A 12595-nucleotide genomic window follows, 5' to 3' on the forward strand; every position below is an offset into this window, starting at 1 on the left:
GGGGAGGGGCGGGGGCGGGGGGCGGGGGCCCCCCGGGGTGGGTGCGCGGAGGCCGACGCCCGTCACGTCAGCCCGTCATGTCAGCCCCTCCCCCCGCCTCCCCCGCTCACGAACCGGGCCGCCTCGACGAATTCCGGCCGGGGGTCCAGGGCCGCCGCGAGGCGGAAGTGGCGGAGGGCCTCGTCGGGGCGGGCGGCGCGTTCCAGAGTGCGGGCCAGGGCGAAATGGGCGTAGGCGTTGGCGGGCTCGCGTTCCAGGACGATCCCGAACTCCAGCTCCGCCGACCTGAGTTGAGCGGCGAGGAAGAAGGCGCGGGCGCGCAGCAGGCGGGCCGCGGTGTTCTCGGGATGGGCGGTGATGACCGGATCCAGCAGCCGGATCGCGCCACGTGGATCACGGGCCGCCAACAGCTGCTCCGCGGCGCGGAAGTCGATGACATGCGTCTCGGGGCTGCGCTCGGGCACGCGAGTCTCCTCTCCGTAGCCGTACGAGCGGCCCTCATCGGCCACCCGTACGGCATGTACGTGCCTCAGAACAACGGCGTCAGTCACCGCATTCCCGGCCCGGCAGGCACACCCCGGGCCCTGCGTATGCGGGGCCCGCCCGTTACAGGCTGATGTGGTACGCCTTGCGCAACGTCTCGTGCACGGTCCACTGCGTGCGGTCGCCCTCGCGCAGGACGCAGGCGTCGCCCGGCCCCACCTCGAGCACCGGGCCGCCCTCGATCTCGATGGTGGCGCGTCCGCTCACCACGACGAAGAGTTCGTTGGCCTCGGTGTCGGTGACCACACCGGGAGTGATCTGCCAGATGCCGCGGATCTGCTTGCCGTCCGGGGACTCCCACAGCACCTTGCCCGTCACCGCCGGCTCGCCGGAGACGATCTGTCCGGGATCCAGTGGTTCCGGCTCCAGGTCGGCGTCCGCCAGGCCGGGGACGTTGACGACGAAGGACGCGGGGGCGGCCGCGGAGCCGGCGGAGGAGGAAGCGGACGGGGCCGCGGCGACGGGCTCGGCGCCGGGCGTCTGGAGGGAGGGATCGGTAGCGCTCATGGCGGCGAGGCTACCGTCCGGCCTCAGGCGCCTAGCAGCCGCTCCCATACCTCGCGGACCTGCGGTTCCAGCGCCTCGAGCGGGCCGTCGTTGTCGATGACGAAATCCGCGACGGCCAGCCGCTGTTCGCGCGTCGCCTGGGCGGCCATCCGGGACTTCGCCTCGTCCTCCGCCATCCCGCGCAGCCGTACCAGCCGGTCCAGCCGGGTCCCGGGCGTGGCGTCGATGACGACGACCAGGTCGTAGAGCGGCGCCAGGCCGTTCTCCGTCAGCAGCGGCACATCGTGGACGACGACGGCGTCCGGGCCCGCCGACGCCTCGAGTTCGGCCGAGCGCGCGCCAACCAGCGGGTGCACGATCGCGTTCAGCGCCTTCAGCTTCCCGGGGTCGGCGAAGACGATCCCGCCCAGCTTCGGCCGGTCGAGGGTGCCGTCGGGAGCGAGTACGCCCTCCCCGAACTCCTCGACCACCGCCGCGAGTCCGGGCGTCCCGGGCTCGACGACCTCACGTGCGATCTTGTCCGCGTCCACGATCACCGCGCCGTACGACGCCAGCAACCGCGAAACCTCGCTCTTGCCCGCGCCGATGCCGCCGGTCAGCCCCACCTTCACCATGCGCCCACGCTATACGGTCACGGGGAGGCGACCGGTCACCGGGCAGCGGCCTGCGACGGGGCACGGGCCGGCCACCTGAAGCGACCGGCAGCCCCAGCCGAACCCAAAGGCTCCACAGGAGTCCCAAAGGGTCCCAGGAGTCCCAAAGGGGCCACAGGAGTCCCCCGGGGTCCGCAAGCCCCTCAGACGCCTCCCCCTCCCCCGCCCCCGTCGGCCTCCCGCTCCGCCAGGAACCGCTCGAATTCCCGGCCGATCTCATCCGCCGACGGCAGCTCCACCGGCTCGGCGACCAGGTTGCCCCGGGTCTCCGCTCCGGCGACCGCGTCGTACTGGTGCTCCAGCCCGCTGACCAGCGCGACCAGCTCATCGTCGCCCTGTGAGAGCTGACGCTCGATCTCCTCCTGGGTGCGCAGCGCCTCGGTGCGCAGCGAGTGCGCGGCGCCGGGCAGCACCAGGCCCGTCGCTCCCGTCACGGCTTCCAGGGCCGTGAGCGCGGCGTCCGGATACGCGGAGCGGGCGATGTAGTGCGGTACGTGCGCCGCCACTCCGAGCACGTCGTGTCCGGCCTGGGCCAGCCGGAATTCGATCAGCGACTCCGCGCTGCCCGGAACCTTCGCCTCGTCGAAGAGACCGCCGTGGCCGGGCATCAGGTCGAGGCGGTTGCCGTGCGGGGTGATGCCCACGGGGCGGGTGTGCGGCACGCCCATCGGGATGCCGTGGAAGTTGACCGAGAGCCGTACGCCGAGCCGCTCGACGATCTGGCGTACCGCAGCCGCGAAGCGTTCCCATTCGACGTCGGGCTCGGGGCCGGACAGCAGCAGGAAGGGTGCTCCGGTGGCGTCCTCGACGAGCCGCAGCTCGATGCGGGGGGCCTCGAAGGCGGTCCAGTGGTCGCGCTCGAAGGTGATCAGCGGCCGCCGGGCGCGGTAGTCGATCAGCCGGTCGTGGTCGAAGCGGGCGACCACGCGGTGCGGCAGGCCTTCCAGCAGCCGTTCCACGATCTGGTCACCGGTCTCGCCGGCGTCGATATAGCCGTCGAAGTGGTACAGCAGCACCAGTCCGGCGGAGTCCGTGGCGGCGATCGCCTCGACCGCTGCGAGGCCGCTCGGCTCCCATTCGTACAACCCCTGGGGATCCAACACAGTGTCCGCTCCTCCTCATGTCCATGGGCAAGAACGTCCGGACCCGGTCTCGCATTCCCGGATCGCGCGCCGCTGCCCGCGCACGGCGCAAAACCGCCGCCGTACCGCGGACGCCCGTCGCCCCACGCCCCGTCATATGCCCCCGCCCGCACGGAGGAGATCGCGCGGTCGTCCGGGCCGTCGCCGGAGCCCTTGCCGGCGGAGTGCGGCGCGCCCCGAACTCCCCCGCGGCGCAGTGCTCTTGGCCGTGTGGCGCGCCCGGACACGACGAAGGCCCGCTCCCCGGAAGGGAGCGGGCCTTCGCCTATCGGCTAGTGCCTAGCGGTGGAGCGGTTCAGCTCTGGCCGCCGGCCAGCTTCTCGCGGAGCGCGGCCAGGGCCTCGTCCGACGCCAGGGCGCCGGAGTTGTCCGCCGACTCCGAGGAGTACGAGCCACCGGAGACCTGGCCGCCACCGGCCTGGCCGCCACCGGCCGCAGCCGGAGCCGCCGCACCCTCGGCCGCAGCCTGCTCGTCGGCCTCGCGGGACTTGATGACCTGGGCCTGGTGCTGCTCGAAGCGCTGCTGCGCCTCGGCGTACTGGTTCTCCCACGCCTCGCGCTGGGTCTCGTAGCCCTCGAGCCAGTCGTTGGTCTCGGGGTCGAAGCCCTCGGGGTAGATGTAGTTGCCCTGGTCGTCGTAGGACGCGGCCATGCCGTACAGGGTCGGGTCGAACTCGACGGCCGACGGGTCGGCGCCGAAGGACTCGTTGGCCTGCTTCAGCGACAGCGAGATCCGGCGACGCTCGAGGTCGATGTCGATGACCTTGACGAAGATCTCGTCGTTGACCTGGACGACCTGCTCCGGGATCTCGACGTGGCGCTCGGCCAGCTCGGAGATGTGGACCAGGCCCTCGATGCCCTCGTCGACGCGCACGAACGCACCGAAGGGAACGAGCTTGGTGACCTTACCCGGGACGACCTGACCGATCTGGTGGGTCCGGGCGAACTGCTGCCACGGGTCTTCCTGGGTCGCCTTGAGCGACAGGGACACGCGCTCGCGGTCCATGTCGACGTCCAGGACCTCGACCGTGACCTCCTGGCCGACCTCGACGACCTCGGACGGGTGGTCGATGTGCTTCCAGGACAGCTCGGAGACGTGGACGAGACCGTCGACGCCGCCCAGGTCCACGAAGGCACCGAAGTTGACGATGGAGGAGACGACGCCGGAGCGCACCTGGCCCTTCTGGAGGGTGGTGAGGAAGGTCTGGCGGACCTCGCTCTGGGTCTGCTCCAGCCAGGCGCGGCGGGACAGGACCACGTTGTTGCGGTTCTTGTCCAGCTCGATGATCTTGGCCTCGAGCTCCTTGCCCACGTAGGGCTGAAGGTCGCGGACACGGCGCATCTCGACCAGGGAGGCCGGGAGGAAGCCGCGGAGGCCGATGTCGAGGATGAGACCACCCTTGACGACCTCGATGACGGTACCGGTGACGATGCCGTCCTCTTCCTTGATCTTCTCGATGGTGCCCCAGGCACGCTCGTACTGGGCGCGCTTCTTCGAGAGGATCAGGCGGCCTTCCTTGTCCTCCTTCTGGAGAACAAGGGCCTCGATCTCGTCGCCGACGGCAACGACCTCATTGGGGTCGACGTCGTGCTTGATCGAGAGCTCGCGGCTCGGGATGACGCCTTCGGTCTTGTAACCGATGTCGAGCAGGACCTCGTCCCGGTCGACCTTCACGATGACGCCGTCGACGATGTCGCCGTCGTTGAAGTACTTGATCGTCTCGTCGATCGCGGCGAGGAAGGCTTCCTCGTTACCGATGTCGTTGACCGCAACCTGCGGGGTGGTGGCGGTGGTCTCGGTGCTGCTCGTCATGTGGGAAAGGGCTCCGGTACGGACATTGAAGTCGTAGGTACTGCTACGCCGAGAGCCGGTATCGCCTCTGCATAAGCCGGACAGCGTCGAGGCGCGTCCTCCGGAAGCCCCGTTCTTGACCGGAGCACCCGAAACGCCTCATAACCGAGGGGTACATACAGATGCGAGCGCGACCTGCTCCGTCTGAGGCGCGCAGGCCCGCAGCGCAACTTGTAGCATACGGGCGCAGCCGGACACGGTCAATGCGCGAACGCGCACACCGGGGGCGGAACGCCCCATTTCCGGCACGCGCGATGTTCCGCGAGGTCGAACGGCCTCACAGTCCCTGCAGCTCCAAGCAGAGCGAAGACTACGACGACGGGCGCGATGAACCAAGAGTACGAACCCGAGGCGACCCGGCGTGACGCCTCGGACACCGAAAGCAGCCGGGCCAGCCGGGGCTGGTGGGACCGCAACGCTGACGAGTACCAGAGCGAGCACGGCACGTTCCTGGGGGACGACCGCTTCGTATGGGGGCCCGAGGGGCTGGACGAGGCGGAGGCCGGGCTGCTGGGGCCCGCGGCGGAGCTGAAGGGCAGGCGGGTCCTGGAGATCGGGGCGGGCGCGGCGCAGTGCTCGCGCTGGCTGGCGGCGCAGGGTGCCCGCCCGGTGGCGCTCGATCTGTCGCACCGGCAGCTGCAGCATGCGCTGCGGATCGCGGGCGGGGCGCCGGACGGGGCGGCCGGGGAGCCGCAGCTGGTGGAGGCGGACGCCGGGGCGCTGCCGTTCCGTGACGGCTCCTTCGACCTGGCCTGTTCCGCGTACGGCGCGATTCCGTTCGTCGCCGATCCGGTGCGGGTGCTGCGGGAGGTGCGCAGGGTGCTGCGGCCCGGCGGCCGGTTCGTGTTCTCGGTGACGCATCCGATCCGGTGGGCCTTCCCGGACGAGCCGGGGCCCGAGGGGCTGTCGGTGGCGGCCTCGTACTTCGACCGGACGCCGTACGTCGAGCAGGACGAGGCGGGCCGGGCGGTGTATGTGGAGCATCACCGGACGGTGGGCGACCGGGTGCGGGACGTGGTGGCCGGCGGGTTCCGGCTGGTGGATCTGGTCGAGCCGGAATGGCCGGAATGGAACGCTCAGGAGTGGGGCGGCTGGTCGCCGCTGCGCGGGAATCTGATTCCGGGGACGGCGATCTTCGTGTGCGAGGCCGCGTGATACGGCGCGACGTGCTGGACCGGCTGCCCGTACGGAGCGCTCTGCCCGCGCTGCGGGAGGCCCTCGACGGGGCCGGTACGGCCGTGCTCTGCGCGCCGCCGGGCACCGGCAAGACGACGCTGGTGCCGCTGGATCTCGCGGGGCTGACAGGACCATCGGACACCACGCCGGCGCGGCGGGTGCTGGTCGCCGAGCCGCGGCGGATCGCGGCCCGTGCGGCGGCGCGGCGGATGGCCTGGCTGCTGGGGGAACGGGTCGGCGAACAGGTGGGTTTCACGGTGCGCGGGGAGCGCCGGGCGGGGCCCCGTACGGCCGTCGAGGTGGTGACCACCGGGGTCCTGCTGCAGCGGCTGCAGCGGGATCCGGAGCTGGCCGGGGTGGATGTGGTGGTGCTCGACGAGTGCCATGAGCGCCATCTGGACGCCGACACCTGCGCGGCCTTCCTGCTGGACGTACGGGAGACGCTGCGGCCGGAGCTGCGGCTGGTGGCGGCGTCGGCGACGACGGACGCGGAGGGCTGGGCGCGTCTTCTGGGCAGCCCCCGGGCGCCGGTGGTCGAGGCGGCGGGGGTGTCGCACCCGGTGGAGGTGGTGTGGGCGCCGCCGGAGCGGCCGGTGCGGCCGCCGCACGGGATGCGGGTGGATCCGGCGCAGCTGGCGCATGTGGCGGCCGTGGTGGGGCGGGCGCTGCGGGAGCAGTCCGGCGATGTGCTGTGTTTCCTGCCGGGTGTCGGGGAGATCGGGCGGGTTGCGGGGCAGCTGGCCGGCATGGCCGACGGGGCCGTCGAGGTGCTGCAGGTGCACGGGCGGGCGCCGGCGGAGGTGCAGGACGCGGTGCTCGCGGGGAGCGGGGAAGGCGTCCGGCGGGTCGTGCTGGCGACCTCCGTGGCGGAGTCGAGTCTGACCGTGCCCGGGGTGCGGGTGGTGGTCGACAGCGGGCTGGCGCGGGTGCCGCGGACGGATCATGCGCGGGGGCTGAGCGCGCTGGCGACCGTACGGGCCTCGCAGGCGGCGGCGCGGCAGCGGGCCGGGCGGGCCGGGCGCGAGGCCCCGGGGACGGTCTATCGCTGCTGGTCGGAAGGGGAGGACGGGCGGCTGCCGCGGTTCCCGGATCCGGAGATCAAGGTGGCCGATCTGACGGCGTTCGCCCTGCAGGCGGCGTGCTGGGGCGATCCTCAGGCGGCCGGGCTGGCCCTGCTGGACGCGCCGCCGGCCGGTGCGCTGGCGGCGGCGCGGGAGGTGCTGGCGGCGGTCGGCGCGGTGGACGCGGACGGCCGGGCGACGGACCGCGGCGTACGGATGGCGCGGCTGGGGCTGCATCCGCGGCTGGGCCGGGCGCTGCTGGACGGCGCGCGGGAGGTCGGTGTCCGGCGGGCCGCGGAGGTGGTGGCGCTGCTGAGCGAGGAGCCGCCGCGGGCGTACGGGGACGATCTGGCGGCGGCGTGGCGTACGGCGCGCCGGGGCGGCGATGCGTACGCGGCCAGGTGGCGGCAGGAGGCGCGGCGGCTCGAGGCGGCGGCCAAGGGGGCGTCGGGGGACGAGGGCTCGGGCGGCACGGGGGACGATGCGGTGGCGGGGCTGGTCGCCGCGCTGGCGTTCCCGGAGCGGGTGGCGCGGGCCAGAGGGGCGGGCGGGTTTCTGATGGCGTCGGGGACCGGGGCCGCGCTGGGCGCGGAAGGGTCGGCGCTGCGGGATGCGTCCTGGCTCGCCGTCGCGGTGGCGGACCGTCCGGTGGCCTCGGCGTCCGCCCGGGTGCGGCTGGCGGCCGTGATCGACGAGGCGACGGCGTGTGCCGCGGCGCGGGCGCTGTTCTCCTCGGGCGAGGAGGTGTGCTGGTCGGAGGGGGATGTGGTGGCCCGGAGCGTGACCCGGCTGGGGGCGATCGAGCTGACCGCCCGGCCGCTGGCGGCGCCCGATGCCGGGCTGCTGCGGGAGGCGGTGGTGTCGGGGCTGCGCCAGGAGGGGCCGGGGCTGCTGCGGTGGTCGGCGGGTGGGGAGTCGGTGCGGCAGCGGATGGCGTTTCTGCACCGTGCGGTGGGCGCGCCGTGGCCGGATGTGTCGGACGCGGCGCTGCTGGAGCACGCCGAGGAGTGGCTGGGGGTGGAGCTGGACCGGGCGCGGCGGCGGGCCGATCTGGAGCGTGTCGACGCGGGGCAGGCGCTGGCCCGGCTGCTGCCGTGGGCGTCCGGCGATGCGGCGCGGTTCGACGAGCTGGCACCGGAACGTATCGAGGTGCCCAGCGGTTCGCGGATACGGCTCGATTACGGCGGTGAACAGCCGGTGCTCGCCGTCAAGCTGCAGGAGCTGTTCGGCTGGCAGGCCTCGCCCCGGGTGGCCGGCGGGCGGGTGCCCGTACTCGTCCATCTGCTGTCGCCCGCCGGGCGTCCGGCCGCGGTCACGGCGGATCTCGCCTCCTTCTGGCGGGACGGATACCGCTCCGTGCGGGCGGAGCTGCGCGGCCGCTATCCCAGGCATCCCTGGCCCGAGGATCCTTCGGCGGCCGAGCCGACGCGGCACACGTCGGCGCGGCTCAGGCGGGGCTGAGGGCGGGCTCCGGGTCCGGGCCGGGGGCCGCGGGGCGGCGGCCGCGTGCCTCGAGGTGCAGGCTCAGCACGAGCAGGGCCGCGCCGAGGGCCAGGAAGCCCCAGGGCAGATAGCTGGTCAGCAGCAGGACGAGGGTGCGCTGGGACGTGACCAGGGCGACGGTGGAGCGGACGTAGTCGTCGCGCATCTTCACATGCCCGGCGAAGGCGGTGACCTTGCCGCCGCCGGGCAGCAGATCGCCGCCGCGCAGCTCCTCCTTGTGGATCTCCTCGCCGTTGACGGGCGCTCCGGTGACCGGCTCCACCCAGAACATCCGCCGGGTGGAGTACCAGCGGGTGGTGCCCGTCTTCTCGACGGCCCGGGGGGTGATGCCCTTGACCGGCATCTTCTTGGGGAGCGGGACCCTGGTCCAGGGGATGGTCTGCTCGAAGTAGTAGACCTCCAGGCCGTGGAAGGTGCGGGTGCCCCGGTAGTGGATGGGGGCGGAGGAACGGGTCTGGGCGTCGAAGTAGGTGTAGTCGCGCTTCTCGGTGAGGAACGGCCACTTGTACTCGATGCCCTCGCGGCGCACCCGGTCGCCGTCGACGGACTCCCCGGTGGCGTGCACGGGTTCCTGGGAGTGGGCGTCGAAGATGTAGCGCTCGGGGACCTGGGAGACCATCTTGCCGTCGGGTCCGGCCACGTAGGAGAGCGTGTCCCAGACGACGACGTCGCGGCCGGCGGTCCGCTCGATCCGGTCGGAGGCGGCGACATCGCCCTTGAGGGTCTGCACGATGGTGACCTTGGGGACCTTCCTGGCCTTCATCGTGCCGTAGTCGATCAGGGTGGCGGGTCTGGCCTCCAGGACCATGTCCTGGTACTGGCCCGGCGGGATCTTGGCCAGCCGGGGGAAGGCGTACCACCGCATCAGGGGCGACAGGGCGGTGAAGAAGACGGCGAAGGCGAGCAGTACCAGGCTGGCTCTGCGGCGCATGGCGGGGCGTCCCTCCCTCGGGGTGCCGGTCTCCGGTGCCTGTCCGGGGGTGCCCGGCTCAGGGGTGCCCGGGGACGGTGGTCAGCAGCGGCCTGGGGGACGTCGTGCCGCCGGGCGCGCCGGCCGCCGTGACGGTGAGGACCAGGGCGAGCGCCGCGGCCAGTCCGGCGGCGGCTGCGGTCAGGGCGCGCATGGTCGGCCTCCCGGCGGGCTACTGGAGCTGATGCAGCGTCAGTTCGGGGCACGGTAGCAACGGGTGGCCGAGATGAGAACACGTGGCACACGGCCGGAGCGCCCCCGGGCAGGGGGCGTCGCCGTCCGGCCCGGGACGGCGGGCCGGACGGCGACGGGACGGGCGGTCAGGGGGCCTCGGGTGCGGTGACCGTCAGCTCGACGGTGAGGGAGGCGCCGTCGGCGGTCGTCAGCCGCAGCAGGAACGTCCCGGTGTGCGCATCGGTGCAGATCTTCGGGAGTTTCAGCAGGCCGTCGGCGTCCGTGGTGAGGACGGCGGTGCGCATCGGCCTGTCCTTGTCCGGGCCGGATGCCTTCCGGGAGGCCTCCGGGTCCTCGAAGTAGGGGCCCTTGTCGTTCTCCGCGGGCCGCTCCGGGTCGTCGGTGACCATGGTCGCGGTGACCGGCACGCCCGCCGCGGCCCGGCCCCGGTAGGTCGCCCTGACCTCGACCGCGTCGTCCGCGAAGGCCTGGCCCGCAACCGCCGTCGCTTCCTTGCCCGGGGTACGGGCGAGGCGGTCGGCCTTCGGCGCCGGCTCGGCCCTGACCGTGGCGGCGAAGCCGACGGCGGGCACGGTGCGGCCGACGGCGGCCGCCCGGACCGTGAAGGCGCCGGGCCTGTCCCCCGCACGCAGCGTGGGGGCGGTGGCCAGGCCGTCCTTGCCGGTGGTGACGGTGACGGCGGTCGCGCCGCCGGGGAAGCGGGCGCCGCCGGCACGGGGGAGGGTGAAGCGGACGGGGGCGCCGGCGACCGGCTTTCCGGCCGCGTCCATGGCGCGGACCTCCGGCGGTACGGGGAACACGGCGCCCGCGGTGGCGGTCAGCTCCCGGTCGCCGATCCGGTCGAGCGCGGCGAGGGGGGCGGGGTCGGCGGGACGGTGCGGGGCCGGGACCGGGCGCGGAGCCGGGTGCGGGGCGGGCCTGTGGGTGCCGCCGGGGGTGCCGGTCCGGTCACCGGGGCGGGCCGGTTTCCGGGGCTTGCGGGGTGTGGCGTCGGGGTGCGCGGTGCGGTCCTGCGCGCTGCCGCCGCCGGTCCGGCCGTCCCCGGTCGCGCCCCGCCGCACCGGGAGCACGCCCTTGCCGTCCGGCACCTCGTGCGTCCCCTTGCCGTAGAACGCGTACCAGGACAGCACCGTGCGCAGATACGCCGTGGAGTCGTTGTAGCCGAGGACCGCGCGTTCGAGGTCGCCCCGTACGGACAGATCGTGGCCGCCGGCGCAGAGATAGCGGCCCGCGGCGAGCGCCGCGTCGAAGACGTTGCCGGGGTCCTTCCTGCCGTCGGCGTTGCCGTCGGCGCCCCAGCCGGTGCCCCGGGGGCCGCCGTGGGACCAGGTGGACGGGATGAACTGCATCGGGCCCACGGCGCGGTCGAGGGTGCGGTCGCCGTCCAGGAGGCCGTCGTCGGTGTCGGTGATGCGGGCGAAACCCCGGCCGTCGAGCCGTGGGCCGAGGATCGGGGCGAGGGTGGTGCCGGTGGCGTCGACCGCGCCGCCGCGTGCCTGGCCGGATTCGACCTTGCCGATCCCGGCGAGCAGTTGCCAGGGCAGCCGGCAGTCCGGGTCGTCGGCGTCGAGGCGCGCCGCGGCCTTCTTGTAGGCGGCGAGGACGGTGGCGGGGATGCCTGCCTCGGCGGGGCCGGTGGCGACGCTGCCGCCGCGGGGACGGTGCGGACTCCGGTGCGGGACGGGGCTGTTGAGGGGCGGGAGATCGGTGTAGTACCCGGCGCCGCCGTCGATGGGGGTGCCGGCGGGCGGCGGTCCCGCGGCCGGCTTGGCGTCGGCCGCGTCCGCCGCGCCGGACGGCGCCCGGGAAGCGGTCAGCGCGGCCAGTGCCAGCGCCGCCACGGCGGTGGACGCCGCTCCCCTGCGGAGCCGTCGCCCGAATGCGGCTGCCATATGTGCCCGTCCCCTCCGCGTTGGCCTACCGCGCACACCACCCGGCGCACGCCCCCCGGCGCTTCAACTCCGGCGAGACTACGACAAGTCGGGCCGATCAGCTACCACTCACATCGACCGACATAATGATCCGAATCGTTCAAGGAGGCGTCCATGCCGTTCACGCTCAGCCATGCCGCCGCGGTGCTCCCGGCGATCCGCCGGACGGGCGCGGCGCGCGGACCGCTGATCGCCTCGGCGCTTGTCGCGGGGTCGTTCGCGCCGGATCTGACGTATTACGCGGACTCGGTGGTACCGGGGGCGATGGAGTTCGGCGAGGTGACGCATGGTCTGCCGGGCGTGCTGACGGTGGATGTCCTGCTGACCGCGGTGCTGGCCGGCGGCTGGCTGCTGGTGCGCGAACCGCTGCTGGCGCTGCTCCCCCGCGAATGGCAGGGCCGGGCCTGCGCGTTCGCCCGCGGCCGCCCCTGGCCACTGCGCGGCCCCCGCCAACTGGCGTCGCTGACCGGCTGGTTCTATCTCTCGGCGGTGCTCGGCTGCGCGTCCCATGTCGTCTGGGACGCCTTCACCCACCCGGGCCGCTGGGGCACCCGGCTGGTTCCCGGGCTGAACCAGTGGGTCGGGGGTTTTCCGGTCGCCACGTACGTGCAGTACGGCACGTCGGCGCTCGCGCTCGCGGCCCTCGCCTGGTTCCTCCGGACGGCGCTGCGGGGCGGGCGCGCCGACGGTCCCCCGGCCGCCGTACCCGCCCTGACCGTCCGGCTGCGGCTGCTGCTGACCGCCCCGCTCGCCCTGTGCGTCCTGGCCGGCGCCGCCGACCGCACCCTGCGCGCGTACGCCGTCTACGACGACACCGCCACCTGGTTCGACTACATCCCGTCCGCCCTCTTCGGCGCGGGCGCCGGTCTCGCCGCCGGGCTGCCGGTGTACGCCGTGGCCGTGCGCCTGCTGCACCGCCGGATGCGCCGGGGGTACGGCGCGGACGACGGCGCCCGCACCCCCGCGAACGGCGGCGGGGCGCCGGGGACGGCCGGCGCCCCCACGCCCGTACCGACGGCCGGGCGGGCACCGGGGCCGGCGCCCCGGCCCTGACCCATCGGG

General features: G+C 73.8%; 11 protein-coding genes. 3 read left to right on the forward strand and 8 right to left on the reverse strand.

The genetic code is table 11. The features are described 5' to 3' along the window. Nucleotides 1–80: 80 nt before the first annotated feature. The 5 genes from ADL29_RS33945 to rpsA form a co-directional block, all read right to left on the reverse strand. On the reverse strand, nt 81–464 hold the full coding sequence (locus tag ADL29_RS33945; RefSeq protein ID WP_053927380.1) for a tetratricopeptide repeat protein: 384 nt from the start codon (nt 462–464) through the stop codon (nt 81–83). A 142-nt stretch (nt 465–606) separates the two neighbouring features. After that, nucleotides 607–1050, reverse strand: coding sequence for a cupin domain-containing protein (locus ADL29_RS33950; RefSeq protein ID WP_245689745.1), 444 nt, complete (start codon nt 1048–1050; stop codon nt 607–609). Nucleotides 1051–1073: 23 nt separating this feature from the next. Next, the gene (gene coaE / locus ADL29_RS33955) at nt 1074–1664 is read right to left on the reverse strand and encodes a dephospho-CoA kinase (protein WP_053927381.1); all 591 of its coding nucleotides are present in this window, start codon (nt 1662–1664) and stop codon (nt 1074–1076) included. A 182-nt stretch (nt 1665–1846) separates the two neighbouring features. Next, entirely contained in the window at nt 1847–2806 is a 960-nt protein-coding gene (locus tag ADL29_RS33960; protein WP_053927382.1) for a PAC2 family protein, read from the reverse strand. Nucleotides 2807–3140: 334 nt separating this feature from the next. Then, nucleotides 3141–4658, reverse strand: a complete 1518-nt coding sequence (rpsA, locus tag ADL29_RS33965; protein WP_053927383.1) for a 30S ribosomal protein S1 — start codon at nt 4656–4658, stop codon at nt 3141–3143. Between the two features lie 366 nt (nt 4659–5024). On the opposite strand from rpsA, the gene ADL29_RS33970 reads away from it, so the two are divergent. Both ADL29_RS33970 and hrpB read left to right on the forward strand, forming a co-directional pair. Next, nucleotides 5025–5852: a class I SAM-dependent methyltransferase gene (locus ADL29_RS33970; protein ID WP_053927384.1), complete on the forward strand. Its 828-nt coding sequence runs from the start codon at nt 5025–5027 to the stop codon at nt 5850–5852. Beyond that, a complete protein-coding gene (hrpB, locus tag ADL29_RS33975) occupies nt 5849–8395 on the forward strand; it encodes an ATP-dependent helicase HrpB (protein WP_053927398.1) in 2547 nt (848 codons plus the stop codon). Before ADL29_RS33970 ends, hrpB begins: the two co-directional genes overlap by 4 nt. On the opposite strand, the gene pgfA is transcribed toward hrpB, so the two are convergent. The 3 genes from pgfA to ADL29_RS33985 all read right to left on the reverse strand — a co-directional run bounded on the left by pgfA (nt 8382) and on the right by ADL29_RS33985 (nt 11494). Further along, entirely contained in the window at nt 8382–9368 is a 987-nt protein-coding gene (pgfA, locus tag ADL29_RS33980) for a cell envelope lipid trafficking protein PgfA (protein WP_053927385.1), read from the reverse strand. The genes hrpB and pgfA overlap by 14 nt on opposite strands. Before the next feature lie 58 nt (nt 9369–9426). Next, entirely contained in the window at nt 9427–9561 is a 135-nt protein-coding gene (locus tag ADL29_RS43120) for an SPW_0924 family protein (RefSeq protein WP_107095157.1), read from the reverse strand. A gap of 166 nt (nt 9562–9727) precedes the next feature. Next, a complete protein-coding gene (locus ADL29_RS33985) occupies nt 9728–11494 on the reverse strand; it encodes a lytic transglycosylase domain-containing protein (protein WP_053927386.1) in 1767 nt (588 codons plus the stop codon). A 153-nt stretch (nt 11495–11647) separates the two neighbouring features. Between ADL29_RS33985 and ADL29_RS33990 the strand changes: the two genes are divergently transcribed. Beyond that, nucleotides 11648–12586, forward strand: a complete 939-nt coding sequence (locus ADL29_RS33990) for a DUF4184 family protein (protein WP_078971492.1) — start codon at nt 11648–11650, stop codon at nt 12584–12586. Nucleotides 12587–12595: the final 9 nt, after the last annotated feature.

This window comes from Streptomyces chattanoogensis (assembly GCF_001294335.1).
In the GTDB taxonomy this organism is placed as follows: domain Bacteria; phylum Actinomycetota; class Actinomycetes; order Streptomycetales; family Streptomycetaceae; genus Streptomyces; species Streptomyces chattanoogensis.

Excerpts from the sequence above, each read along its gene's own strand:
- ADL29_RS33970 (WP_053927384.1), top strand. The coding sequence starts at position 5,025 with ATGAACCAAGAGTACGAACCCGAGGCGACCCGGCGTGACGCCTCGGAC.
- coaE (WP_053927381.1), bottom strand. The coding sequence starts at position 1,664 with ATGGTGAAGGTGGGGCTGACCGGCGGCATCGGCGCGGGCAAGAGCGAG.
- rpsA (WP_053927383.1), bottom strand. The coding sequence starts at position 4,658 with ATGACGAGCAGCACCGAGACCACCGCCACCACCCCGCAGGTTGCGGTC.
- ADL29_RS33990 (WP_078971492.1), top strand. The coding sequence starts at position 11,648 with ATGCCGTTCACGCTCAGCCATGCCGCCGCGGTGCTCCCGGCGATCCGC.
- ADL29_RS33950 (WP_245689745.1), bottom strand. The coding sequence starts at position 1,050 with ATGAGCGCTACCGATCCCTCCCTCCAGACGCCCGGCGCCGAGCCCGTC.
- ADL29_RS43120 (WP_107095157.1), bottom strand. The coding sequence starts at position 9,561 with ATGCGCGCCCTGACCGCAGCCGCCGCCGGACTGGCCGCGGCGCTCGCC.
- ADL29_RS33985 (WP_053927386.1), bottom strand. The coding sequence starts at position 11,494 with ATGGCAGCCGCATTCGGGCGACGGCTCCGCAGGGGAGCGGCGTCCACC.
- pgfA (WP_053927385.1), bottom strand. The coding sequence starts at position 9,368 with ATGCGCCGCAGAGCCAGCCTGGTACTGCTCGCCTTCGCCGTCTTCTTC.